Annotated in this window: 28 protein-coding genes and 1 pseudogene; 13 read left to right on the top strand and 16 right to left on the bottom strand. The window is 70.8% G+C overall.

From position 1 onward, the window contains the following. The coding region (locus VIG79_RS14420; RefSeq protein WP_331886857.1) for a DUF1905 domain-containing protein at positions 1–282 on the top strand (282 nt) is incomplete at its 5' end. Positions 283–328: 46 nt separating this feature from the next. Here the strand turns inward: VIG79_RS14420 and VIG79_RS14415 are convergent. Both VIG79_RS14415 and VIG79_RS14410 read right to left on the bottom strand, forming a co-directional pair. Beyond that, on the bottom strand, positions 329–475 hold the full coding sequence (locus VIG79_RS14415) for an alpha-1,6-glucosidase domain-containing protein (RefSeq protein ID WP_331886855.1): 147 nt from the start codon (positions 473–475) through the stop codon (positions 329–331). A gap of 217 nt (positions 476–692) precedes the next feature. Further along, positions 693–1,247: a YdeI/OmpD-associated family protein gene (locus VIG79_RS14410; protein WP_331886853.1), complete on the bottom strand. Its 555-nt coding sequence runs from the start codon at positions 1,245–1,247 to the stop codon at positions 693–695. Between the two features lie 390 nt (positions 1,248–1,637). Here VIG79_RS14410 and VIG79_RS14405 point away from each other — a divergent pair, with 390 nt between their 5' ends. Beyond that, positions 1,638–1,961 (top strand): ANTAR domain-containing protein, encoded by a 324-nt coding sequence (locus VIG79_RS14405; protein ID WP_331886851.1) that lies wholly within the window; start codon positions 1,638–1,640, stop codon positions 1,959–1,961. A gap of 143 nt (positions 1,962–2,104) precedes the next feature. Here VIG79_RS14405 and VIG79_RS14400 read toward each other — a convergent pair whose 3' ends face one another. Together VIG79_RS14400 and VIG79_RS14395 are read right to left on the bottom strand one after the other, a co-directional pair. Continuing rightward, on the bottom strand, positions 2,105–3,787 hold the full coding sequence (locus tag VIG79_RS14400) for an ABC-F family ATP-binding cassette domain-containing protein (RefSeq protein ID WP_331886849.1): 1,683 nt from the start codon (positions 3,785–3,787) through the stop codon (positions 2,105–2,107). A 48-nt stretch (positions 3,788–3,835) separates the two neighbouring features. Continuing rightward, positions 3,836–4,489, bottom strand: a complete 654-nt coding sequence (locus VIG79_RS14395) for a helix-turn-helix domain-containing protein (protein ID WP_331886847.1) — start codon at positions 4,487–4,489, stop codon at positions 3,836–3,838. Between the two features lie 58 nt (positions 4,490–4,547). Here VIG79_RS14395 and VIG79_RS14390 point away from each other — a divergent pair, with 58 nt between their 5' ends. Continuing rightward, positions 4,548–5,063, top strand: a complete 516-nt coding sequence (locus tag VIG79_RS14390) for a cupin domain-containing protein (protein WP_331886845.1) — start codon at positions 4,548–4,550, stop codon at positions 5,061–5,063. A 1-nt stretch (position 5,064) separates the two neighbouring features. Further along, positions 5,065–5,538, top strand: a complete 474-nt coding sequence (locus VIG79_RS14385) for an isoprenylcysteine carboxylmethyltransferase family protein (RefSeq protein WP_331886843.1) — start codon at positions 5,065–5,067, stop codon at positions 5,536–5,538. A gap of 2 nt (positions 5,539–5,540) precedes the next feature. Here the strand turns inward: VIG79_RS14385 and truA are convergent, their stop codons facing one another. Next, on the bottom strand, positions 5,541–6,386 hold the full coding sequence (gene truA / locus VIG79_RS14380) for a tRNA pseudouridine(38-40) synthase TruA (protein ID WP_331886841.1): 846 nt from the start codon (positions 6,384–6,386) through the stop codon (positions 5,541–5,543). Between the two features lie 208 nt (positions 6,387–6,594). On the opposite strand from truA, the gene VIG79_RS14375 reads away from it, so the two are divergent. Further along, entirely contained in the window at positions 6,595–7,086 is a 492-nt protein-coding gene (locus VIG79_RS14375) for a DUF1269 domain-containing protein (RefSeq protein WP_331886839.1), read from the top strand. 27 nt (positions 7,087–7,113) lie between these two features. Here the strand turns inward: VIG79_RS14375 and VIG79_RS14370 are convergent, their stop codons facing one another. Next, entirely contained in the window at positions 7,114–9,960 is a 2,847-nt protein-coding gene (locus tag VIG79_RS14370; protein ID WP_331886837.1) for a helix-turn-helix transcriptional regulator, read from the bottom strand. Positions 9,961–10,029: 69 nt separating this feature from the next. On the opposite strand from VIG79_RS14370, the pseudogene VIG79_RS19865 reads away from it, so the two are divergent. Beyond that, positions 10,030–10,377: pseudogene (locus VIG79_RS19865) on the top strand (STAS domain-containing protein); the annotation flags it as partial. A 190-nt stretch (positions 10,378–10,567) separates the two neighbouring features. On the opposite strand, the gene VIG79_RS14360 reads toward VIG79_RS19865, so the two are convergent. After that, positions 10,568–11,632 carry a SulP family inorganic anion transporter gene (locus tag VIG79_RS14360; RefSeq protein WP_331886833.1) on the bottom strand — a complete coding sequence of 355 codons (1,065 nt, stop codon included), beginning with the start codon at positions 11,630–11,632 and terminating at the stop codon, positions 10,568–10,570. Between the two features lie 231 nt (positions 11,633–11,863). Here VIG79_RS14360 and VIG79_RS14355 point away from each other — a divergent pair, with 231 nt between their 5' ends. From VIG79_RS14355 to VIG79_RS14345, 3 genes are all read left to right on the top strand, one after another. Continuing rightward, entirely contained in the window at positions 11,864–12,394 is a 531-nt protein-coding gene (locus VIG79_RS14355; RefSeq protein ID WP_331886831.1) for a DUF1269 domain-containing protein, read from the top strand. A 38-nt stretch (positions 12,395–12,432) separates the two neighbouring features. Next, a complete protein-coding gene (locus tag VIG79_RS14350) occupies positions 12,433–13,644 on the top strand; it encodes an AI-2E family transporter (protein ID WP_331886829.1) in 1,212 nt (403 codons plus the stop codon). A 107-nt stretch (positions 13,645–13,751) separates the two neighbouring features. Continuing rightward, on the top strand, positions 13,752–13,976 hold the full coding sequence (locus VIG79_RS14345; RefSeq protein WP_331886827.1) for a hypothetical protein: 225 nt from the start codon (positions 13,752–13,754) through the stop codon (positions 13,974–13,976). Between the two features lie 38 nt (positions 13,977–14,014). Here VIG79_RS14345 and VIG79_RS14340 read toward each other — a convergent pair whose 3' ends face one another. Continuing rightward, positions 14,015–14,203, bottom strand: coding sequence for a hypothetical protein (locus VIG79_RS14340; protein ID WP_331886825.1), 189 nt, complete (start codon positions 14,201–14,203; stop codon positions 14,015–14,017). A 121-nt stretch (positions 14,204–14,324) separates the two neighbouring features. After that, positions 14,325–14,870, bottom strand: coding sequence for a mycothiol transferase (locus VIG79_RS14335; protein WP_331886823.1), 546 nt, complete (start codon positions 14,868–14,870; stop codon positions 14,325–14,327). A 73-nt stretch (positions 14,871–14,943) separates the two neighbouring features. Between VIG79_RS14335 and VIG79_RS14330 the strand changes: the two genes are divergently transcribed. Next, positions 14,944–15,243: a DUF2087 domain-containing protein gene (locus VIG79_RS14330; RefSeq protein ID WP_331886821.1), complete on the top strand. Its 300-nt coding sequence runs from the start codon at positions 14,944–14,946 to the stop codon at positions 15,241–15,243. 75 nt (positions 15,244–15,318) lie between these two features. Here VIG79_RS14330 and rplQ read toward each other — a convergent pair whose 3' ends face one another. From rplQ to infA, 7 genes are all read right to left on the bottom strand, one after another. Further along, entirely contained in the window at positions 15,319–16,155 is an 837-nt protein-coding gene (rplQ, locus tag VIG79_RS14325; RefSeq protein ID WP_331886819.1) for a 50S ribosomal protein L17, read from the bottom strand. 56 nt (positions 16,156–16,211) lie between these two features. After that, positions 16,212–17,300: a DNA-directed RNA polymerase subunit alpha gene (locus tag VIG79_RS14320; RefSeq protein ID WP_331886817.1), complete on the bottom strand. Its 1,089-nt coding sequence runs from the start codon at positions 17,298–17,300 to the stop codon at positions 16,212–16,214. 136 nt (positions 17,301–17,436) lie between these two features. Then, on the bottom strand, positions 17,437–18,045 hold the full coding sequence (gene rpsD / locus VIG79_RS14315; RefSeq protein ID WP_331886815.1) for a 30S ribosomal protein S4: 609 nt from the start codon (positions 18,043–18,045) through the stop codon (positions 17,437–17,439). A gap of 23 nt (positions 18,046–18,068) precedes the next feature. After that, positions 18,069–18,476: a 30S ribosomal protein S11 gene (gene rpsK / locus VIG79_RS14310; protein ID WP_331886813.1), complete on the bottom strand. Its 408-nt coding sequence runs from the start codon at positions 18,474–18,476 to the stop codon at positions 18,069–18,071. Next, on the bottom strand, positions 18,476–18,853 hold the full coding sequence (gene rpsM / locus VIG79_RS14305; protein ID WP_331886811.1) for a 30S ribosomal protein S13: 378 nt from the start codon (positions 18,851–18,853) through the stop codon (positions 18,476–18,478). The genes rpsK and rpsM overlap by 1 nt, the downstream gene beginning before the upstream one ends. Positions 18,854–19,120: 267 nt before the next feature. Then, complete coding sequence (gene rpmJ / locus VIG79_RS14300) at positions 19,121–19,234, bottom strand: 50S ribosomal protein L36 (protein WP_006592630.1); 114 nt, start codon at positions 19,232–19,234, stop codon at positions 19,121–19,123. A 44-nt stretch (positions 19,235–19,278) separates the two neighbouring features. Next, positions 19,279–19,500 carry a translation initiation factor IF-1 gene (gene infA / locus VIG79_RS14295; protein ID WP_141846521.1) on the bottom strand — a complete coding sequence of 74 codons (222 nt, stop codon included), beginning with the start codon at positions 19,498–19,500 and terminating at the stop codon, positions 19,279–19,281. Between the two features lie 257 nt (positions 19,501–19,757). Between infA and VIG79_RS14290 the strand changes: the two genes are divergently transcribed. The 3 genes from VIG79_RS14290 to VIG79_RS14280 all read left to right on the top strand — a co-directional run. Next, positions 19,758–22,493 (top strand): PEP/pyruvate-binding domain-containing protein, encoded by a 2,736-nt coding sequence (locus VIG79_RS14290; RefSeq protein WP_331886763.1) that lies wholly within the window; start codon positions 19,758–19,760, stop codon positions 22,491–22,493. Positions 22,494–22,503: 10 nt separating this feature from the next. Next, a complete protein-coding gene (locus VIG79_RS14285) occupies positions 22,504–22,866 on the top strand; it encodes a UBP-type zinc finger domain-containing protein (RefSeq protein WP_331886761.1) in 363 nt (120 codons plus the stop codon). A gap of 492 nt (positions 22,867–23,358) precedes the next feature. After that, a partial coding sequence (locus VIG79_RS14280) for a CopG family ribbon-helix-helix protein (RefSeq protein ID WP_331886759.1) occupies positions 23,359–23,585 on the top strand: 227 nt, incomplete at its 3' end.

Below are 23,585 nucleotides of genomic sequence, written 5' to 3'. Positions count from 1 at the left end.
GTGGTGCTCGAGTTCGAGGCCGAGGTCGTCCAGTGGCGCGGTCCGGCGCCCTACTACTTCGTCCCCGTCCCGGAGCCGCTGTGCGAGGACCTCCGCGTGGCGGCCCGCGACGTCAGCTACGGCTGGGGCGTCATCCCGGTGACGGTCCGGATCGGCGTTACCTCCTGGACGACGTCGCTCTTCCCCAAGGACGGCGGCTACCTCGTGCCGCTCAAGGACCGGGTCCGGACCGCAGAGGACATCGCGCAGGACGACGTCGTCGCGGTGGTCCTCACCGTTTAGGGCCACGGGGTATGCGAGACCGTCGGGCTCGCATACCCCCTGGAGGTCACCGCCGGACGAGCACCGCCACCGTGCGGGCCGGGACCGTCGCCGTGCCGGTGGACGTATCCCACGTGGTGCCCTTGACGACCGAGTCGCTGCCGGAGGCCTGCACGGGAGGCAGGGCGAGCGCGGAGCCGGCCAGCGCCGGCACCTTTCTGGGCCACCGCGGTGGGCGAGGCGTTGACGACGACCAGGACGCCCGCGAGCGCCGGGTCGACGTTCGGCCCCACCGCGTCGTTGATCCGCATGACGACGACGCCCGGAAGCGCATCCGGCGTCCCTCCACGGCGTCCAGTGGTCGGTCGGACTGTTCTCCGCGAACCACCTGGCCGGTCATCGACGAAGGAGCCTCGATCAGCGAGCAAGCACTACGACACGTCGCGCAGCTTGCCGCTCTTGGAGAGGTTCGGGTCGGTGCACGACGACAGGTCGAAACAGCACGGGCGCCGCTTCCCGTTGTCCATCTTCGAGATGCTCACCTCGACCCGACGTTGCCGTGTCTCAGGGTTGCTCGTCGCCTGCACCCAACGCACCCACTCCCACCGGGCCATCGGCGTGATGTCCTCCCACACCGCATGGATCTTCGCGGGTGCCTTGGCCAGGGCGGCCGCGAGGTCGTCAGGCACGTCCGGCTCAGGCCAGTCCCGCGACACTTCCAGGGTGAGCTCGGCGGTGTCACCCGGACCCACGTCGGCGGCCCGCTGGAGGGTGTCGTCGACGCGGATCCAGTGGCCACCGCGGCCGTCCGGCTCGACGACGGTCTCGAAGTCGTGCGCTCCGAGTGAGGTGCGCACGGCCACCTGCCCGCGCGAGGGGAGCCGCTCGCTGGCCTGCTTCGGCAGACGCACCAGGGTCGTGTCGTCGATCGTGGACAGGTCAGCCGAGAAAGTGATCGGCGCCGGGTCGGAAGCTCGGGCCGGCATGACTACCTCCGTTGTGGTCTCCGCTCGCGGCGCGGGCAGTCGTCCTGCCCGGGCCATCGCGTGCTGATTCCAGTCTACGGCGGCTTCGATGAGCGCCTGGGGGCGTAGCCGACCATGCGGTGGCGTAGCCATGACCGGGGCCGTGGTCGCGCTCGAGCCCCCCGACCGGCTCGCGGTGGCGTGTGATTGGTGTTGGAGTTGATCAGGTCGAACCCGGAGACTCCCACCGGCGACTCGCCGCGCGACGTCCGAGATGACGACGTCCCCTCACGTGGGTCACCGGCCGCGTAAGCCTGCCTGACCGATGAGGTTCCAGAACGACTCATGCCCGAGTTATGGTGGCGCCGAAAGACACTCTTTCCCACCCGGACCCCGTGGGCAGGACCTCCGATGACCTCAGACGCCCTCATCCGACTACCGCACCTGCATGACGAGCTCTCCGCCGGCAACGGACGTACCGACCTCGCCGCGGCGACCGCCGAGCCCGAGACAGAGGTGGCCCAGCTGCGGGCCGCCCTGGTCAGCAACCGTCGCATCAGCATGGCCGTGGGCATCGTGATGCGCGACCAGAACGTCGACGAGGACCAGGCCTTCGCCTACCTGCGGCGCAGCAGCCAGGACAGCAACCGCAAGCTGCGCGACGTCGCGGAGGACGTCATCCGTGACCTCCGGTCCCTCCCCGACACGAGGCGAGCCGAGAGGCTCGATTCCTGAACCTCTCGGCTCTTGGCCCGGCGGGGCCGGCCGCTCCCCAACTGACCTGCGGTCAGTGTAGTTAAGTGGCGACGGGGTGCTGACCTCGGTGTGATGTCTCCCGGCCGCCCTGGCGCGGCCCGATGTGAGAGAGCCGGACCAGGTCAACGAGCTCGGGCCACGCGGCCCTCGTCCCACACCGGTTCGGTCGACTCGTAGACGCGCCCGTCAGCGCCGAACACCAGGTAGCGGTCGAACTCCCGGGCGAACCACCGGTCGTGGGTCACCGCCACGACGGTCCCCTCGAAAGCGTCGAGACCCTCCTCCAACGCCTCGGCGGAGTCGAGGTCCAGGTTGTCGGTCGGTTCGTCGAGCAGCAGCAGGGTGGCACCGGACAGCTCGAGCAGCAGGATCTGGAACCGCGCCTGCTGACCGCCCGACAGCGACTCGAAGGTCTGTTCCGACGCACGGGCCAGCTCGTAGCGGTCGAGCGCCCGCGCCGCCTCCTCGCGCGGCTTGCCGGGTCGGTGCTCGTCGCCGCGGTGCAGGACCTCGAGCAGCGTGCGTCCGAGCAGCCCGGGGTGCTCGTGGGTCTGTGCGAACCAGCCGGGCCGCACGCGCGAGCCGAGCCGGGCGACGCCGGTATGCGCCACCGGTGCCGCGACCACGTCGCCCACCGGCTCGTGCTCGCGATCGGGGTCCGACCCGCCGGCCGCCAACAGCCGCAGGAAGTGGGACTTCCCGGACCCGTTCGACCCGAGCACCGCGACCCGCTCCCCGTACCAGACCTCGAGGTCGAACGGCCGCATGAGGCCAGTGAGCTCCAGCTGCGTGCAGACCACCGCCCGCTTGGCCGTGCGGCCGCCGGCGAGGCGCATCCGCACGTTCTGGCGCATCGGCACCGCCTCGGGCGGACCAGCGTCCAGGAACCGCTCCAGTCGGGTCACCGCCGCCTGGAGCCGGGACGCCATGTCCGCGTTGTAGGCGGCCTTCTGCCGGTACATCACGACCAGCGCCTTGAGCTTGGCGTGCTCCTCGTCCCACCGCTTCCGCAGCTCCTCGAGGCGGTCGTTGCGGTCCCGGCGCGCCTGCGCGTAGGTCGTGAACCGGCCCGGGTGCACCCAGATCGTGGCCCCGGCGGCGCCCGGCTCCAGGGTGGCGATCCTGGTGGCGACGCGGTTCAGCAGCTCGCGGTCGTGCGAGACGAAGAGGACCGTCTTGGGCGAGGCCACGAGCTGGTCCTCGAGCCAGCGCTTGGCGGGGACGTCGAGGTAGTTGTCCGGCTCGTCGAGGAGCAGGACGTCCTCGGGTCCGCGGAGCAGCGCCTCCAGGACGAGCCGTTTCTGCTCGCCCCCGGAAAGAGTGGTCACCTGGCGCCACTGCACCTTCTCGAAGGGGATCCCGATGGCGGCGACCGTGCAGGTGTCCCAGAGGGTCTCGTACTCGTACCCGCCAGCGTCGCCCCAGTCGACGAGGGCCTGGGCGTAGGCCAGCTGGACGGCCTCGGTGTCGTGCTCCATCATCAGCAGCTCGGTGCCGTCGACCTCCGCCGCGGCCTTACGGACCTTGGCTGGGGCGACCGACAGCAGCAGGTCGCGCACGGTCGTGTCGTCACGGAGCTGACCGACGAACTGGCGCATGACGCCGAGCCCGCCACTTCGCGTGACGGCGCCGTCGTCGGCCACCAGGTCTCCGGAGATGATGCGGGTCAGCGTGGTCTTGCCGGTGCCGTTCGGGCCGATCAGCGCGATCTTGGCGCCCTCGCCGACCCGCAGCGAGACGTCCCGGAGCAGCGGCCGCCCATCGGGCAGCGAGAAGGACACTCCCGCGATGTCGACGTGTCCCACGGTCCGCAGTGTGGCAAATCACGGACGCCTGGTCACCCGGGTTTCGCCTCATCCGGAGGGGTGGGCGGCCATCGTGCGGTACCAGAGGTCGGCGAGATGGTCCGCATACCGGTTCGGGGTGAACCCCCGCCGCTGCAGCAGGTGGAAGTACTCCCAGGAGTTCGTCGACCACACGAGGTCGGCGACCGCGTCGTCGTCGAGGTCGGCGCGGACCTCGCCGGTCGCGCGCAGGTCGGCCGCGAGCCGCCGCATGTTGGCCGCCCGGCGCTCGTCGATGTGCCGGAACGCCTCGGCGCAGGCGACATCCTCCTCACCGGCGAACGCCAGCGCGCGCAGCAGCGGAGCGATCTCGGGCTGCAGGCGGCCCATCGCGTCGGCGTAGCCCCGGAGCTTCGCCTGGAGCCCGAAGGTCGAGACCATCTGCGCGACGTACGCGCGCTGCGCGGCAGGGATCGGCCCCTGGCCCTCCCCCAGGATGTCGTCGACGACGGCGAGCACCAGCTGCGGCTTGCGGCCGACACTCGCGTAGAGCGTGTCGACCGACACCCCGGCCCGGCGAGCGACCTCGGTGACCGTCGTCCGTGCATACCCCTTGTCGCGCAACATTGTTCGGGCGGCCGAGACGATCCGCGAACGGGTGCGGGCGGCACCTTCGGCCCGGCGCGGCGAGCGGTATGCGCGGGGCTTGACGTCCTCTGGCACGGCTCCTACTCTACTATCATTCACCCGAAGTTGGTTCGGATGAATTGAGGAGAGAATGATGACCACCACCCCTGTCGCACCCACCCGCCACGTCGTCCACCGTCCAGCCGGGACCGGCCCGGCCACCTGGGCCATGGGGTCCCTCTTCGAGCACGTCTTGTCGGCCGACGAGTCCGGCGGCCTCGGCGTCTCGCTGGTGACCCAGCCGCCGGGCATCGCGACGCCCCTGCACCGGCACACGCATGAGGACGAGGCGTTCTTCCTCCTGCACGGGACGATGACCTACCGGGCGGGGGACGAGGTCTTCCGGCTTGCCGAGGGCGACTTCATCTGGCTGCCACGCGGGCTTCCGCACGCGTTCCGCGTGACCGGCACGAGCCCGGTGCGGTTCGTCGGGTTCGCCGACCCGGGTGGGATCTTCGGGCTCTACGACGAGGTCGGCGTCCCGGCCCGCGAGCGCCGGCTTCCCGGAGCCGACGGGCTCAGCATGGCGGTCGAGATTCCCCGCTGGAACGAGGTCGGGCCGCGCTACGGTCTGGAGGTGGTGGGCCCACCACTGCCCGAGGAGGGGTGACGTGACCGAGCCGACGAGCCCGCAGGGCGCTGACGTCCACGTACCACCGCCGCTGGTCTACGCGGCGCCACTCGTCGCGGCGTGGGCGGTCGATCGGCTGCTGCCCTGGCGGATGCCCGGGAAGCACTGGCGCACGGGAGCCGGTTGGGTGCTCGTGGTGGCGGGACAGGCGGTCGCGGCCGCCGGCGCGTCGTCGTTCCGGCGCCGCCACACCCCGATCGTTCCCGGCCGGCCCGCGTCGACGATGGTCACGACCGGGCCGTACATGTACACCCGCAACCCGATGTACCTCGGCATGACCGTGGCCTACGTCGGCGGCAGCCTCGTCCTCGGCACGTGGTGGGCCCCGCTGGCCCTTCCCGCCGTGGTGGCGTTCATCGACCGCAACGTGATCCGGCGCGAGGAGGCCTACCTACGCAGTCGTTTCGGCGACGAGTACGAGGAGTTCTCGCGGCATACGAGACGCTGGGTCTGACGTCAGCCCGGTATGCGTGTCGCCCGAGTCGCGAGGGCGCGGGCCGCGAGCTCGGCGTCCGGAGGGTAGGTCACCTCCTCGAGGCTGAGGCCGTGGGGTGGCATGACCCGCACCCCCGGGTCGCGGACGGCGCCGGTCAGGACCGCTGCCGGCCAGTCGACGTCGCGGCGCCCCTCTCCCACCGGGACGAGCGCACCGACCAGGGAGCGCACCATCGAGTGGCAGAACGCGTCAGCCACCACCGTCCCGGCGACGACCCCGTCGCGCTGCCGCTCCCAGGAGAGCGCGAGCAGGGTCCGCACGGTCGTCGCGCCCTCGCGCTGCTTGCAGAACGCGGCGAAGTCGTGCAGACCGACGAGCAGGTAGGCCGCGTCGCTCATCGCGTGCGGGTCCAGGTGGCCGCGGACGGACACCGTGTCACGCCGGCGGAGCGGGTCGTGGACCGAGACGTCGTCCGCCAGCCGGTAGAGGTACCGCCGCGACGTGGCAGAGAACCGCGCGTCGAAGCCGGCGTGGGCGCGAGCCACCCTGGCGACGGTCATGTCGGAGGGGAGCACGCCAGCCAGCCGAGTCGGCAACGCCTCCTCGGGCGAGCGGTCGGAACGCCCCGGGACCAGTCTCCACGCCTCCCCGTCGACGTCGGCGTGCGCGACCTGGCCACGCGCGTGGACGCCCGCATCGGTCCGGCCGGCGACCGTCAGCCGGACCGGTTCGGGACTGCGCAGCACCGTGCTCAGCGCGGCTGACAGCTCACCCTCGACGGTCCGGCGTCCGGGCTGCGCGGCCCACCCGGAGAAGTCGGTCCCGTCGTACGCGAGGTCGAGTCGAACGCGCACCACCTCGCCCATGGCCAGCGAGCCTAATGGGGTTGCGCTGGTGGGTTTCGGCCATGCTGGTGCTCCTAGCCGCCGCCGGGTCAGGTTGTCGCACCGGGACCCTGGTCTCCAGGTCCGGGTCACCCAGCACGGGTGAGGCGACTCGGGGTCGTGGCTCATGAGGATGGGCGCGGACGGCGGACCGTTGGGGTCGGCCGGCAGACGACATGGAGGTGCCCTGGTGGCGACCTTGAGCGTGTGGAAGTTCAACGACACTTCGGGCGCGGAGCGCTGCGTCCAGGTCCTGCAGACGCTGCAGCAGCAGGAGCTGATCAAGGTGTTCGACGCGGCAACGGTGGTGTGGGAGGAGGGCAAGAAGAAGCCCAAGACCAAGCAGCTGAACAACCTCACCGGTGCCGGTGCCCTGGGCGGCGCGTTCTGGGGCCTGCTCTTCGGGCTGCTGTTCTTCGTCCCGCTGCTCGGCCTGGCGGTCGGCGCCGCCGCCGGTGCCCTCACCGGTTCGCTGAGCGACGTCGGCATCGACGACAACTTCATCAACAGCGTGCGCGACCAGGTCACCCCCGGCACGTCGGCGCTGTTCGTCATGACCAGTGACGCGGTCCAGGACAAGGTCTTCGCCGCGGTCAAGGACGCTGGGCTGCACGGCGAGCTGGTCCGTACCAACCTCTCCGACGAGCAGGAGGCCAAGCTCCGCGAAACCTTCAGCGAGTGACGGCAACCGGTCGGCGTGAGGGTCCGCTCAGATGAGGCCCTGACGCCGGCCGGCGGTGACGGCCTCGCGCCGCGTACCGACTCCGAGCTTGTTGAACATCGAGCGCAGCTGTGTCTTGACGGTGTTCGGGCTGACCGCCCGGGCCTGGGCGATCTCGGCGACGGTCATCAGTGACGGCAGGTCCTGGAGGAGAGACAGCTCACGGGGTGTGAGGGTCGCGACGATGCCCAGGGTCTCGTGCGCGCCGCGCCCGGTCGGGTCGAGGGTCTCACCCGTCGCGAGTGCCTTCTCGACGAACGCCTCGTGGTGTCCGAACCGCCCTCGTCCGAAGCTCATCGCCTCGACCACCTCGGGCGACGTCTCGCGCATGAGGCGGACGCAGTCGCGGGGCGCGCCGAGGTCGAGGGCCTGCAGGAGCGCGTCGTGCGCGACCGCGTGCTGGTCGTTGCGGATGGCCAGGGTGGCCTCGACCAGCCAGGCGACGATGGTCGCGGTCACGGCCACGCACGGAACCTCCCCGCTCAGGACCGGCGCGACGAGCGCACGGGCCTCGCGGTCGTGCTGCTGCCGCATGGCCTTGCTGGCCTCCATGGCCAACGCGTCCCCAGCCATCCCGGGGATGCGCTCGGAGACGCGGAGGGTGGTATCCGCGAGGTCGAGCTGACCGCACAGGAGCGCCATCCGGTGGTGCTCGCCCAGCTCGTACGCCGAGATCTGCACGGGCAAGGAGGCATCCAGCGCGTCGATTGCCGGGGCGCGGTCGTGGACGATCATCCGCCGCCGCGCAGGGTCGTCGGCTGCTTCGGCGAAGGCAACGTAGGAGAACACGGCCTGAGCGGCCCGGGAGAGCAGCGGATCCACGTCGATCCGCTGCCGGTCGCCGCTCGGGCTGTCACGCGGCGACGGGGTCCCGTCGAGGATCGCCTCCGCGGTGTTCGACAGGCGCCAGGCCAGGGCGACGTCGCACGCGGAGTACGCCGCCGCGGCGGCCAGCACGTAGGCGTACAGCAGCTGCGGTGAGGAGGCCCAGCCGCGCGGGCGCGCATACGTGAGGGCCGCCTCGCTCCAGGTGCTCATGCCCGCGAGGTCGCCCATCGCCGCGGCGGCGCCGGCGAGGTGGGCCAGGCAGACCATGACCGTGTACTCGTAGCCGCCCCGCCGGGCACGACGCAGGGTCTCCTCCAGCTCGAGTGCCCCCAGCTCGTAGTGGCCGATCGCGAGGAGGGCGACACCGCTGTTCATCCGCTCGAGCAGCTCGAGGTCGCGCAGGTTCCGGGCGGTGCCGGGAGCGTGGTTCGCTTCGGCGACCCCCGCGAGTGCTACCGGGTCGACATCGCCGCGGATCCGCTGCACGGACAGTCTCGCCAGGGCGACAAGCCGATCCCCGGGCAACGCGTAGTCGACGCCGCCCACCCACGTGTAGGGCGCCCCCGACATCGACGAGGGCGGCGCAGCGTCGGCCGCATCGACGTGCACCTCGCCCGCGAGGAGGTCTCCGGAGTCGAGCGCGACGATCGCGGCCAGCGCCGCCATCGGCCGCTCGGCCCGCACGGAGGCCGGGGCGCGCTCGATCGCCCGTCCGACCGTGCTGGCGCGGCCGGAGAGGACGAGGCGAACTCCGTAGCGATGCAGCATCGCGTGGATGATGTCCTCGTCCTGCGAGACCACGGCGTGCTCGAGCGCCTCGGCGTCGAGGCCGTGCTCGGAGAACCACGTCGCCGTCTCGGCGTGCAGCTGCCCGAACCGGTTGCGTCCCAGGCTCTTCAGGCGCGCACTGAGGTAGCCACGGAGAAGCGAGTGATAGCGGTAGGTCGTCACCGAGCCCGTCGTGACGCTGACCAGCGTGTTGGAGTCCGCCAGCCGACTGAGGATCTCTCCGGCGTCGTCGCGACCGGACAGGCGGCTGGCCAGCTCGGGGGTGAGCCGTTCGGCGACGCAGGTCAGCAGCATGAAGTCGAGGGTGGTCGCGTCGAGGCCAGCGAGCACCTCCTCGAGGAGGTACCCCGCCATGGCTCCGGTGTCACCGGCGAACGAGGTGATGAAGTCGTCGGCGTCGCGGCCCGTCCGCAGCGACGCCGCCGCAAGGCCGAGCCCGGCGGCCCAGCCCTCGGTGAGACTGTGCAGCCGGTTCAGCTGGGTATGCGTGAGCCGCACCCCCTGCGCCTCGAGCATCGCCGCGGCCTCCTCGGAGCGGAACCGCAGGTCACCGTCGCGGATGTCGTGGACCCGGCCCTCGAGACGAAGCCGAGGAAGATGGATGGCGGGGTCGGCGCGAGCGCCGAGAACGATGTGCACGCGAGCCGGCGCCCAGCGCAGCAGCAGGTTCAGCGACTCCAGGACGGTGGGGTCGCGCACGAGGTGTACGTCGTCCAGCAGCAGCCAGAGCGGATAGGGAACGCCGCGCAGGACTCGGGCGAGCCGACCGACGAAGCCGGACTCCGCGCGCGGCCCGGGCGACGTCATCGCCGCGAGCTCCTGGCGTGCGGCCTCGCCCGCGGCGCGCTGCGCGTCGGTGTCACCGCGTAGGTCGGCGGCGTCCCCGCCCCGGGCGACCGCGTCGCGAAGTGCGCCGAGCAGGGTCGTCCACAGCGTGCCGGGGTCGTTGTCGTCGGACCCGAGGGAAGCCCAGCCGATCCCGGCGCCCTGGCTGGACAGCTCGGAAGCCCAGGCGGCCATCAGTGTGGACTTGCCAGCGCCGCCGGCGCCGGTGACGACGACGATGCTGCCCTTACCGAGCTCCGCGGCCAGGTCGGTCGGCTCCGGGACGCGCAGCCGATCGCGGTAGACCAGGGAGCGGGGGAGGGCGGGGACGTCCCGCTTCGGCGTCGCGTCGTCGGCGGGGTCGCCGACGTACGAGTTGGGTTGCGTGACCACCAGTGCCTCCGAGCACGTCCCTGCTAGCGATTTTCGCGTGGTGGGGCATGGAGCGCCACCATCTGGCTCGTGCGCCACCTTAGTAGCGGAGTCTTCTCACCCGGATCGGGTGAGACCGAGACGTCCGTGTCACCCCTTCACCCCCGCGAGGTGACGGGACGGAGACCCTCGGGTGGTCTTCACACTGCTGCTCGTCCTGAACATCCTCGACCGTCCCCGCCCCGCGTGGCCCTCACCGCACAGCACGACGACGTGGCTGTCGTCGCGGTGCTGGGGCCGCTCTACACCGCGAACGTCCTCTTTACCGAGGAACGCGTCCTCGACGTCGCCCACGACGTCCCCGGCCTCCGGGTCCTGGTGCTCGACCTCACGGTGATCCAGGAGATGTCGGTGACGATCATCGAGACCCTGATCGACCTGGACCGCGAGCTCGCGGCGACGGGAGTCGAGCTGCGCATCGCCGGCAGTGCCGCGCAGTGCCGCCGAGGTCGCCGAACGGACCACCTGGTTCCAGGGCCCGGTCGCCACCGGACGCGTCAGCGCGACCGTGGAGGACGCCTCGCCGTCAGCGTCGTGACCGGCGCGGTGGGACAAGGTGCGTGCAGGTTCACCACCGGCGCGCAGAGTGCAACCTACGCGCGACGTGCCGAACCTGCGCGGTCAGCCGAGGTTCGTGGCACGGGCTCGGTCGGTCGGGATGCCCGGTATGCGCCGGGCGAGGTCTCGCTCCGAGGCTTAGAAGGGGCCGCGGTCCTCTCTTCACCCGAATACGGTGACTCGGTCTATCCCGTGGCGCTGGGCGGAGCCGCCCGGACCGCATCGACCGCGGCCGACACGCTGGGGTACACCGTCGTGGCGTCGATGTCGTCGCCGGCGCGGCCCAGCACGTCGCGGACCTGGCCGATGTCGTCTTCGCCGCCCCGATGCCGTCGGCGAACCCGACGAGGACCACGCCGACCGCTGGGCCGGCCAGGCTGAGGTACTGGTCCAGCCCCACGCCGCCGGGGAGCCCGAGGTGCGGCAGGCCGGGAGTGATCGTGCCGACGACCTCGACACCCTTCTGGTCGAGGTGGAACAGCATGACGACGATGACGCTCAGCGCGACCGCGACCAGGGAGCCCGGCACCAGGGGCAGGTAGCGCCGCAGACCGAGGACGAGTGCCAGGGACACGAACCCGACGACGAAGGTCGGCCAGTGGGTCTCGCCGAGAGAGGTGACGAGTCCCCAGAGCCTCTCGAAGAAGTTGCCGGAGGCGTCGTCGACGCCGAACAGCTTGGGCAGCTGGCCCATGATGATCGTCAGCGCAAGACCGACGACGAACCCCTTGAGGACCGGTTCCGAGATGAAGCCCGCCGGGAAGCCCAGCCGCAGCACCCCTGCGATCAGCGCGACCACCCCGGTGACGATCGCGAGCGCCGCCGTGAGGGCGACGTAGTTGTCGCCACTCGGGTCGGCGAACGTCGCGATGGTGCCCGCGGAGAGGGCGGCGGTGGCCGACATCGGCCGACCACGAGGTGCCGGGACGAGCCGAACATGGCGTAGAGGACCAGGGCGGGGTGCCGCGGCATACAGCCCGACGACCGGCGGAGCGCCGGCGATGGTCGCGTAGGCCAGGGCCTCCGGGACGAGGACCGCCCAGACAGTGGCCCCCGCGACGAGGTCGTTGCGCACCAGGTGCCCTGGTAGCCCCGGAGGCTCGGGAAAAGGACGCTCACGTTCACCTCACTCCGGTCTCATCGGCCTGACGTGATCCGGTGTCATCGTGCCGAGGCGGGGTGTCCGAAACCTCACCCCGCTCGGGTGACGTCCGGGGTTCGGCCTTCGGCGAGTCTCGATCGGGGTCCGCGGCACCTCACGGTTCCGGCGCTACCCTTCCGACGAGCCCACCCCCAGGAGCCGTTCATGGACACGTTCGTGCTGCTGGCCGGCCGGTACGCGGACGAAGCCTCGGCCACCGCCGACTACGACGCCGTCAAGGACCTCTACGGCCGGCTCGGGCTGGACGCCACCTTCGACGCGGCGGTGATGACGCGCGACGAGAACGGCAAGGTCCACCTGGTGCACCGGCACGAGCAACCGACCCGGCGCGGCGCCGTCGGCGGGCTCGCCCTCGGCCTCGCCGGTGGGGCGGTCGTGGCACTCTTCCCGGCCGTCGCCCTCGCCGGCGGGCTGATCTGGGGGGGCGCGGCGGGAGCCGGGCTGGGAGCGCTGGTCGGCCACGTCTCCGGCGGCCTGAGCCGCACCCAGCTGAAGTCGCTCGGTGAGCTGTTGGACGAGGGCCAGAGCGGCCTGATCGTCGTCGCCGACCTGGACCTCGAGGCCCAGGTCGAGAAGGAGATCCGGCGAGCCGCCAAGGTGGAGAAGGCTGAGCTCACCGCCGACGAGGCGGCGCTGCAGCGTGACATCGAGCAGGCCGGCGCCGACACCCCATGACCCAACCCGTCGTGCCGACACCCTCCGAGGAACCGACCGTGTCCCCGGCGCCGGCCCGTCTCCGCCGGACGCTCGTCGTCCTCGACCCGCGGTCGGTGTGGCGGGCCGGCGGTCTCGTCATCGTGCTGATCCTCCTCTACTCCTTCGGGTCGTTCGTCCTGCACGACGGCGGCTCGCTGGTCTTCCAGGTGATCATGGCGTGGCTCGCCAGCATCGCCATGGAGCCGGCCGTGAGCCGACTGGCCCACCACATGCGCCGGGGGCTGGCCACCGCTCTGGTCATGCTCGGGGTGATCCTCTTCGCCGTCGGATTCTCGGCGGCCTTCGGGAACCTGCTCGTCTCGCAGGCGGTCACGCTGGTCCAGGCGATCCCGGAGGTCCTGGCCTCCCTGACGACCTGGCTCAACACCAGCTTCGGCACGTCGTTCGACCCCAACCAGCTCCTGGAGGAGCTGCACATCACCCCGCAGACCCTGGCCAGCATCGGGGTCGACGTGGCCGGCGGGGTGCTCGGTGTCGTGGTGGCCGTTCTCGGCGGGATCTTCTCGCTGTTCACTCTGGGCCTGTTCATCTTCTACTTCTCGGCCGACGCACCCCGGCTGAAGCGGTGGATCGCCCGGCTCCTGCCGCCGCAGCACCAGGAGATCTTCCTCGTCGTCTGGGGACTGGCGGTGAAGAAGACCGGCGGCTACGTCGCGGCCCGCGTCGTCCTCGCCGCCGTCTGCGGCGGGATCACGGCGATCTTCCTGCTCATCATCGGGATGCCCTACTGGCTCGCCCTCGGCGTCTGGACCGGCGTCGTCTCCCAGTTCGTCCCGACGGTGGGCACGTACATCGCCATCGCGCTGCCCGTCGTGGTCGGTCTGACGAGTGCCGACCCTGTCGACGGCGTGCTGGCCCTGATCTTCGCCCTGATCTACCAGCAGATCGAGAACCTCACCATCGAGCCGAAGATCAGCGCCGACGCGGTGGAGATGCACCCGGCGGTGGCCTTCGGGGCGGTGATCCTCGGCGCTGCGCTATTCGGTGTCGCGGGGGCGTTCGTCGCCGTTCCGATCGCTGCGCTGCTGCTCTCGCTCGTCGAGATCTACAGCCGCACCTACGACGTCCTCCCGCAGCTCGGCGACTCGGGCGCGGACGCCGACAGCCCCTCGGGTGGCGCCTCGCCGGAACATGGTCATCTCGGAGAACGGTTGCGCCGCCTGCGACTTCGGTCCCGGGAGGCTGCTCCGGCCGACCACGAGTCCTGAGGCTCGCGGCTCGGCCGAATGGCCGGTCACCTCGGACGGGTGAAGCGCCGGGCGTACCATCCCGCCACCCTGGGGTGAGCGTCCAACGTCAGTAGGGAGGTGGCACCGTGCGGGCTCGAGAGGGCGCGATGCGCTATGAGTTCATCCTCGAGGAGCGGCTCACCCCCACGATGCGTGAGGCCTTCCCGGAGCTCCAGGAGTCAGCCGCCATCGAGATGCCCGGGTCTGTGCTCTTCGGCGCGGTCCTCGACGGTCCCCATCTCCACGGCCTGCTCGACCGGTTCCAGACGTTCGGGCTGACCCTCGTCGAGATGCGTCGGCTGCCGGACTGACCGCCCGGCCGCCCGTCGACGAGGTCGTCGCCGGGCGATCAGCGACGCTCCAGCCTGACCATCGCCGCCAGCATGCGGTGCTCAGGGTCGATGAGGTGGTTGTGGTCGTCGTCGCCGGCGTCGAGGCGCACCCAGCCGATGGTGCCCGTGAACGCGTTGCTCGTGGGTCCGTAGTCCGGTGAGACCGGTGAGGCGACATCCATCCCGATGTCCACGGTCTCGTCCACGCGTCGTAGGTGACCGTGCCGGTGTAGGCCAGGTCGGGCCCCGTCGCGTCGTCACTGCTCGCTACCGAGCCAGCCTCCGCGCCGCCCGCGACGGGTCACATCACGCGGGTCAGGTGAGTCGTCAGGTCCGCTGGAGCACGCCCCGGACGTAGGCCGCCTGACCGAGGTGCTGGACGGCGTCCTGCTCGATGCTGACCAGCCTGGCCAGCAGGGTGACGGGCGGATCCCAGTGCTCGTCGACGACTCGGTCGTAGTCGGCGGCGTCGAGGCCGTCGAGGAACTCCACGGTGTGGTCGTTCACGGCCCGGTGGTAGGCGGTCAGCAGCTCGGCCGGAGCGACGATCGCCGCGACCTGGTCGGAGTCCATGCCGTAGCCGACCTCGCGGTCGCCGACCGGGAGGTTGAACCGGCCGGCGAACCCCTTCGCCGTCCAGACCTGCTCGCCCTCGCCGCGGCCGAGGGAGTGCTCGGCCCGGGTGACCTGCCCATCCTGCATCCGGGCGGTGTGCCACACGAGCCACGCGATGGTGTTGGCGTCCGGGTCGACCCGGCGGGTCAGGTCCTCCTCGGACAGGCCGTCGAGGGCGCGCTGGACCAGGTCCGGGGTGCGGTTGAACCCCTCCACGAGCACGGCGGTGGCGGAGGCAGCGTTCGGCGTGTCAGGCATACCCCGAACCTATGCCTGCGGCCCGACCCCGCCGTCGTGGGTATGCCGCGGACCCCTCGGTAGCGTGGGTGGGATGGACCGGCCGTCACTCGAGGAGGTACTGCGCCAGCGGGACGCGGTGCTCCGCGCCTTCGTCGCGCCGGACGGGTCGTTGCGGTCGATCCCGACCCGCGCCGCGAAGCGGCTGGTAGTCCTCGACCACGTCGCCCAGGCGTTTCCCATCGGCGAGAGCTGGCCCGAGGACGAGGTCAACGCCACCTTGCGCCGGTTCCACCCGGACGTCGCCGCGCTGCGAAGGTATCTCGTCGACAGCGAGCTCCTCGACCGGCGCGACGGGCGCTACTGGCGCTGCGGCGGGTCGACGGACGTCTGAGCGCAGAGATGTTGAGCGCAGAGACAGGAGCACCCCGGGACGCCGATGTCCCGGGGTGCTCGAGTGCTGAGGGGCCTACTTGCCGTCGTCGCCGCCGGCCTTGGTGAAACCCGCCTTCTCGGCGTCCGCCGCGGTGGCGAAGTAGACCTCGGCCACCGTCTGGTCGTACCACTGGCCGTCCGGCTCGTGGAACTTCATCGAGTCGGCGTTGCCCTTGATCTCGAACCCGGCCGGAGCCGAGCCGTCCTCGCTCGGCGCAGCCGAACCCGGACCGTAGCCACCGTCCTCGGGCGCCGCGGTGAGCGACCCGTCGATGAGCGGCCGGGGCGACACGTCCTCCGGAGTGGTGTCGGCCTCGTCCGAGGAGTCCAGCTCCCGGGACCCGTCGATGAGCGGGCGGGTCCGGACGTCCTGGGGCTCCTCGGCGTCGGCGTTGGCGGCCTCGGCCTCCTCGGCCTTCTTGGTCGCCTCGGCCGCCTTGACGGACTCGGCCTGCTTGGCCGCGCGCTTGGTCGCCGCCTCGGCCTCCTTGACGGTGGCCTTCTTCGGCGACAGCGGCTCGCGGACCAGCTCGATCACGGCCATGGGGGCGTTATCGCCCTTGCGGGCCCCGATCTTGGTGATCCGGGTGTAGCCGCCGGGACGCAGCGCCATGTCCGGCGCGATCTCGGCGAACAGGCGGTGCACGACACCCTTGTCCCTGACGACGGTCAGCACCCGGCGGCGCGAGTGGAGGTCACCGCGCTTGGCGAAGGTGATGAGCCGTTCGGCCAGCGGCCGCAGCCGCTTGGCCTTGGCCTCGGTCGTCGTGATCTGGTCGTGCTCGAACAGCGACGTGGCGAGGTTCGCCAGCATCAACCGCTCGTGCGCCGGGCCGCCGCCGAGGCGGGGACCCTTGGTGGGGGTAGGCATCGTTGTCTCCAGTCAGTCGTCAGGTCCGCGGTCCGGTGGTCGTCAGCGACGACCGCTCAGTACCGCTCGTCCTCGGCGAGGGCCCGGCCGTCGTCACCGAGGTCGCCAAAGTCCGGACCACCCTCGGGGCTCGCCGGCACGTCCGCCATGTCGTCGTAGTCGTAGTCGTCGCCGTAGGTGTCGACGATCGCGCTCGGGTCGAACCCGGGCGGGCTGTCCTTGAGCGCCAGACCCATGCCGACGAGCTTGGCCTTGACCTCGTCGATCGACTTCGCACCGAAGTTGCGGATGTCGAGCAGGTCGGCCTCGCTGCGCGAGACGAGCTCGCCCACGGTGTGGATGCCCTCGCGCTTGAGGCAGTTGTACGACCGGACCGTGAGGTCGAGGTCCTCGATCGGCAGTGCCAGGTCGGCCGCGAGCGCGGCGTCGGTCGGCGACGGGCCCATGTCGATGCCCTCGGCCTCGATGTTGAGCTCGCGGACCAGGCCGAACAGCTCGACCAGGGTCTTGCCCGAGGACGCCATGGCGTCGCGCGGAGCCATCGAGTTCTTCGTCTCGACGTCGAGGACGAGACGGTCGAAGTCGGTGCGCTGCTCGACCCGGGTGGCCTCGACCGAGTACTTGACGGCGAGGACCGGGCTGTAGATCGAGTCGACCGGGATGCGGCCGATCTCGGCGTCGCCGGCCTTGTTCTGGGCGGCCGACACGTAGCCCCGACCGCGCTCGACGGTCAGCTCCATCTCGATGCGGCCCTTGCCGTTGAGGGTCGCGATGTGCAGGTCGGGGTTGTGCACCTCGACACCGGCCGGCGGCGCGATGTCCGCGGCGGTCACCGTGCCCGGGCCCTGCTTGCGCAGGTACATGACCACGGGCTCGTCCTGCTCCGAGGAGACGACGAGGGACTTGAGGTTGAGGATGATCTCGGTGACGTCCTCCTTGACCCCAGGAATGGTCTGGAACTCGTGGAGGACACCGTCGACGCGGATCGACGTGACCGCGGCACCCGGGATGCTCGAGAGCAGGGTGCGACGGAGGGTGTTACCGAGCGTGTAGCCGAAGCCGGGCTCGAGGGGCTCGATGACGAAGCGCGAGCGGTTGTCCGCCACGACCTCTTCGCTGAGCACGGGACGCTGTGCGATGAGCATTGTTCTGTTCCTTCCCACGGGCGCCCGCTATATGACGCCTCGTGATGCGCCCGACCAGCTCTGTCTCTGGCCGGGTTTCCTGCTGATCCGGTATGCGGTGACTCGCTCCGGAGAGGGAGTCACCGCATACGGACGACTAGTTCTTCGAGTAGAGCTCGACGATCAGCTGCTCCGTGAGGATCGTGTCGATCTGCGCACGGGTCGGGAGCTGGTGTATGAGGACGGTGAGGCTGCCCTCGACCACCTGCATCCAGGCCGGGATCGGCCGGTCGCCGAACGTCTGGCGGGCCAGCTCGAACGGGAACGTCTCGACCGACTGCTTCCGGACGGTGACGATGTCGAACTGCTCGACGCGGTACGACGGGACGTCGACGCGCTTGCCGTTGACCTCGAAGTGACCGTGCGTCACGAGCTGACGGGCCGCCCGACGCGTCCGGGCCAGGCCCGCGCGGTAGACGACGTTGTCGAGCCGTGACTCGAGGATGGTCAGGAGGTTGTCACCGGTCTTGCCGGGACGGTTCGCCGCTTCCTTGTAGTAGCGAACGAACTGCTTCTCCATGACGCCATAGGTGAAGCGGGCCTTCTGCTTCTCCTGCAGCTGGGTGAGGTACTCCTTCTCCTGGATCCGGCGACGGCCGTGCTGGCCGGGCGGGAAGGGACGGAGGTCGAAGTTCTTGTCGCCGCCGACGAGGTCGACCTTGAGTCGACGGGACTTCTTGGTGATGGGGCCGGTGTACCGAGCCATGGGTTATCGAATCTCCTTCTGGCTCAGACGCGACGGCGCTTGGGCGGGCGGACGCCGTTGTGCGGCGAGGGCGTGACATCGCTGATCGCGCCGACCTCGAGGCCGGTGGCGGTCAGCGAGCGGATCGCGGTCTCACGACCGGACCCCGGACCCTTGACGAACACGTCGACGCGCTTCATGCCGTGCTCCATCGCCCGGCGGGCGGCCGCCTCGGCGGCCATCTGCGCGGCGAACGGGGTGGACTTGCGCGAGCCCTTGAAGCCGACCTGGCCGGCCGAGGCCCACGAGATCACGTTGCCGGTCGGGTCGGTGATCGAGATGATCGTGTTGTTGAACGTGCTCTTGATGTGGGCGTGCCCGTGAGCGACGTTCTTCTTCTCCTTGCGGCGGACCTTCTTGGCGCCGGCCTGCGCTCGCTTCTGCGGGGGCATTACTTACCAACCTTCTTCTTGCCGGCGACCGTGCGCTTGGGACCCTTGCGGGTACGCGCGTTGGTCTTGGTCCGCTGACCGCGCACGGGCAGGCCGCGGCGGTGACGGATGCCTTCGTACGAGCCGATCTCGACCTTGCGACGGATGTCGGCCGCGATCTCGCGGCGCAGGTCACCCTCGATCTTGAGGTTCGACTCGAGGTAGTCGCGCAGGGCGACGAGGTCCTGGTCGGTCAGGTCCTTGACGCGGGTGTCCGGGTTGACCCCGGTCGCGGCCAGTGCCTGGTTGGAGCGGGTGCGGCCCACTCCGAAGATGTACGTGAGGGCGACCTCGACGCGCTTGTCGCGCGGCAGGTCGACTCCGACGAGTCGTGCCATATGTAGGTGTTCTCCCGGTTCGGGTTGTTCGGAGGTCTGGAGCAGTCACCGTTCCGGTCGGCGCGGCCAGCGGGGCTGGCCGGCACGAGCTCCTCAGGGGAGCTCCGGTCCCCGGCCTCCGAGCCGGGGGTGACGTCCTGGGCGTTCTCTGCGGGGTGAAACCCGTGAGCCAGGGGCCGGGTGCTGCAGTCTGTTCTGTTGTCTCGTCGCGAAGTGCTGGCGAGTCGTGCGGGTCCGGTTGCCGTGTCGACGTCCGGAGGTGGCTGGTCAGCCCTGGCGCTGCTTGTGGCGCAGGTTCTCGCAGATCACCATGACCCGCCCGTTACGGCGGATCACCTTGCACTTGTCGCAGATCTTCTTGACGCTCGGCTGGACCTTCATCTGCCTCGTGTCTTCTGCTGAGTTGGGATTTCGAGCGGTCGTGCTCAGCGGTACCGGAAGACGATCCGGCCACGGTCGAGGTCGTACGGCGAGAGCTCCACCACCACGCGGTCCTCAGGGAGGATCCGGATGTAGTGCTGGCGCATCTTGCCCGAGATGTGAGCGAGCACCTTGTGACCGTTGCTCAGCTCGACCCGGAACATTGCGTTCGGGAGAGCCTCGACGATCGTGCCCTCGATCTCGATGACACCGTCCTTCTTGGCCATGTCCTCCGTCAATCCGTCGTGTGCGTGCTCAGAACAGTAAAAAAGGGGCGCCCGAGCACAGAACGCCCAACGGACGATCTTACGGCAGCCGGGGTCTCCCGGCCTAATCGGTGCGGACGGACACCGATGACGCCCGCACCTGGTCATCTCGACGGGCAGGAGTGGCCGAGAACCGCCGAAACGGCCCGTCGGGGCGGGTCGTGCTCGTCGAGATGACCACCCTTACGCTTCTAATTCATCACATGTAGAATAAGGCGATGATCTGGGTGCGCTTCTTCGACGAACCGTCGGCGCTCGACGAGGTCGGCGGCAAGGCCGTCAACCTCTCGCGGCTCACCCGTGCCGGGTTCCCGGTGCCACCGGGCTTCACCGTCACGACCGACGCCTTCCGCACGGCCGTCCACGAGCACGGGCTGCGCGACCTGGTGAACGATGCGCTCTCCGGCGCCGACCCCGACGACTCGGACTCCGTGGATGCCGCCTCGGCTCGCATCCGCGCCGCGTTCGCCGAGGCGCCCGTCGCTACCCTCCTCACCGAGCCCGTCGCCCAGGCCGTGCTCGACGCATACCGTCGGCTGGGCGGCGGGTCCGTCGCCGTGCGGTCGTCGGCGACCGCCGAGGACCTGCCCGACCTGTCATTCGCCGGCCAGCAGGACACCCTGCTCGGCGTGACCGACGAGGCCGCCCTCCTCGCGGCCGTCGCCGTCTGCTGGTCGAGCCTCTGGACCGCGCGGGCCATCACGTACCGACGCCGGGCCGGCATCCCTGAGGAGGCCGCCGCCCTCGCGGTCGCCGTCCAGCGCATGGTGGCCGCCGACACCTCCGGCGTGCTCTTCACGGCAAACCCGCTCACGGGGCACCGCGGGCAGATGGCCATCGACGCGACGTTCGGGCTGGGCGAGGCCCTCGTCTCGGGCCTCGTCGAACCGGACCACTACGTCGCGGACGCGGCCACCGGTCGGCTCCTCGCCCGGACCTTCGGCGCCAAGGCCGTCACGACGGCGCCGCTCCCCGGCGGCGGTGTTGAGACCCGCCACAGCGCCCGCGGGGCCGAGGCCACCCTCTCCGACGACGACGTGTGCGCGCTGGTCGACCTGGGACGGCTGGTCCAGGCGGAGTACGGCACGCCGCAGGACATCGAGTGGGCGATCGCCGGCGGCCAGGTGGCGCTGCTCCAGGCCCGGGCGATCACCTCGCTCTTCCCCATCCCCGACGGTGCGCCCACCGAGGCGGTCTACCTGTCCTTCGGCGCGGTGCAGGGGATGCTCGCACCGATCACCCCGCTCGGCGGCGACGCGATCCGGTGCGTGATGGCGGGCGGCGCCAGCGTCTTCGGCTCGAGCCTCGAACCGGAGAGCAACCCGTACATCGGCACCGCCGGCGAACGCCTCTGGATCCGGCTCGACCGTGCCCTGCGCAACCCGCTCGGTAGCCGGGTCCTGCCCGGGTTGCTCAAGGCGGTCGACCCGAGCGCCCGCCGGATCCTCCTCGACCTGCGCGACGAGGGCGTCCTGACGCCGCTGCCCCGCGAGGCGATGCGAGCGGTTGCCCCGAAGCTGGCCCGGTTCGCCCGCGTCGCCGGCCGGAACCTCGCCCGCGCCGTCCGCGACCCGGAGACCCTCCGGGCTGAGTTCGACGAGGTCACCGAGGCCGCCGTCCGCCGCGCCACCGCGGCCTTCGCCGCCACGAGCGACGAGCAGGACGTGTTCCGCCGCGCCGCCCGCCGAGCGCAGACCCTGCGCGAGACCCTGTCCGACGCCTTCCCGACCGTCGTGCCCTACGCCGGCGTCGTCATCGCCGGCCCCGTCCTCGCACTCCGGGTGCTCACCCGGCTCTCCGGCGCCACCGACGAGGGCGACCACGGCGTGTCACCACTCGTCCTCGAGGTCACCCGCGCGCTGCCGCACAACGTCACCACCGAGATGGACCTGGCCCTCTGGCAGGTCGCCCGGACGGTCCGCGACGACCCGGAGTCCAGCCGGCTCGTCGCCGACCTGAGCCCGGCCGAGCTCGCGGACCGGTATGCGTCCGGCGGTCTCTCCCCCGCGGTGACCGCCGCACTGGACGGGTTCCTGGCCGCCTACGGGATGCGCGGGATCGGCGAGATCGACCTCGGACGCCCACGGTGGAGCGACGACCCGGCCGACGTGCTGGCGACGGTCCAGCGCTACCAGGACATCCCGGAGAACCAGTCGCCACCGGCGCAGTTCGTCCGGGGTGAGCAGGCCGCCGCCGCGGCGATCGACCAGCTCGTCACTCAGACCGGCGGCGCGCGGGGCTGGCTGGTCGGATTCGTCGCCGGCCGGATCCGGGCCCTGGCCGGCGGCCGGGAGCTGCCGAAGTTCACCATCATCCGGATGATGGGCGTCGCCCGCACCGCACTCATCGCCTCCGGCCACGACCTCGTCGAGGCCGGGGTGCTGGACTCACCCGACGACCTCTTCCTGCTGCGGCTGAACGAGATCGAGGCCCTCGCCGACGGCCCGATACCGGGCCTGCGGCAGCTCGTCGAGGATCGCCGGATGGCCCTGAACCGCGAGGCGAAGCGCACCCAGATACCCCGCGTCCTCGTCGGAGACGGCCGCGCCTTCTACGAGGGGCTGGGCGACCTCTCCGACCAGGAAGGCGCCATCGTCGGGTCTCCGGTCTCACCGGGGACGGTCGAGGGGTCGGTCCGCGTGGTCCTCGACCCCGCCCACTCGGGGCTGCGGCACGGCGAGATCCTCGTCTGCCCGGGGACCGACCCGGCGTGGACACCGCTGTTCCTCAGCGCCGCGGGACTGGTCACCGAGGTCGGCGGGATGATGACGCACGGCTCGGTCGTCGCCCGCGAGTACGGCATCCCAGCGGTCGTCGGTGTCCACGAGGCGACGACCCGGCTGGTCACCGGCCAAACGGTCCGCGTCGACGGGACGGCCGGAACGATCGTCGTGCTGGACGACGCGGCCCCGACGCCGACGGCCCAAGCGATGGCCGCGGGAGCGGGCGCATAGCATCGGAGGCGTGACCCCTCAGGAGGCAGCGGACCAGACCGAGATCGACCCCACCGTGCCGCCGTCAGGCACCGGCTGCGCCGAGTGCCTCGATACGGGCGGCTGGTGGGTCCACCTGCGCCGATGCGCGGCGTGCGGCCACGTCGGCTGCTGCGACACGTCGCCCGCGCAGCACGCTACCGCCCACTTCCAGGCGACCGGCCATCCGATCATCCGCAGCTTCGAACCCGGCGAGGGGTGGTACTTCGACTACCGCACGTCGCGGATGTCGAACGGGCCCGAGCTCGCCCCGCCCGCCTGCCACCCCGAGTCGCAGCCGGTGCCGGGGCCGGAGGGCAACGTGCCGACCGACTGGCAGGCCCACCTCAACTGACGGATGTGCCCGGCGAGGAGTCCGGGTGACACCAGGGGATGGGTATGCGTCTCGTCGCCGTCGGACTCCTCCTCACCGGGGCGCTCGTCACCCCAACGCCTGGGCCAAGGCCAGCCCCCGCACCTACTTCGGCCGGATCACCGTGCCGGTGCTGATCCACCAGGGCACCGCCGACCTGTCCTGCCCGATCGGCTGGGCGCAGGCCAGCGTCGACGCCCTCAAGGCCGCCGGGAAGTCCGTCGATACTTCACGTACCCCGGGCAGCCGCACGTCTTCACGACCGGACCGTGGACGACGTCGATCCAGCGCAGCATTGCCTTCCTCCAGAAGCACCTCGCCTGAACCGGAGCGGGCTCGGACGGCGCTTCGGATAGCGGAGGGTAGTGGCCCTGATCAGGGCGACAACCCTCCGACGTAAGAGGTCGGGGACAGCCAGCATGGTGATGCATTGAGGCGTTTGTGCGATGTTTTGATGCGATCATGAGAACGACCGTGACGATCGACGATGACCTCCCCGGGAGGGTCAAACAACTCGCCGCGCGATCGCACCGTTCGATCAGGTCCGTGCTCGAAGAGGCGTTGCGCGCGCATCTCGACCAGCAGGCGGCCCGGACGAGGTTTCGGGAGCAGTGGCCGACGTTCGTGCCGTCGACGCCTGGACTGCGACCTGGTGTCGATCTCGAGGATCGCCACGCGATCATGGATCTGGTCGACGGCCT

This window comes from Lapillicoccus sp. (genome assembly GCF_036559105.1).
GTDB lineage: Bacteria > Actinomycetota > Actinomycetes > Actinomycetales > Dermatophilaceae > Lapillicoccus.
Note: the sequence above shows the minus strand (reverse complement) of the source record. Positions and strands in the feature narration are given on the sequence as shown.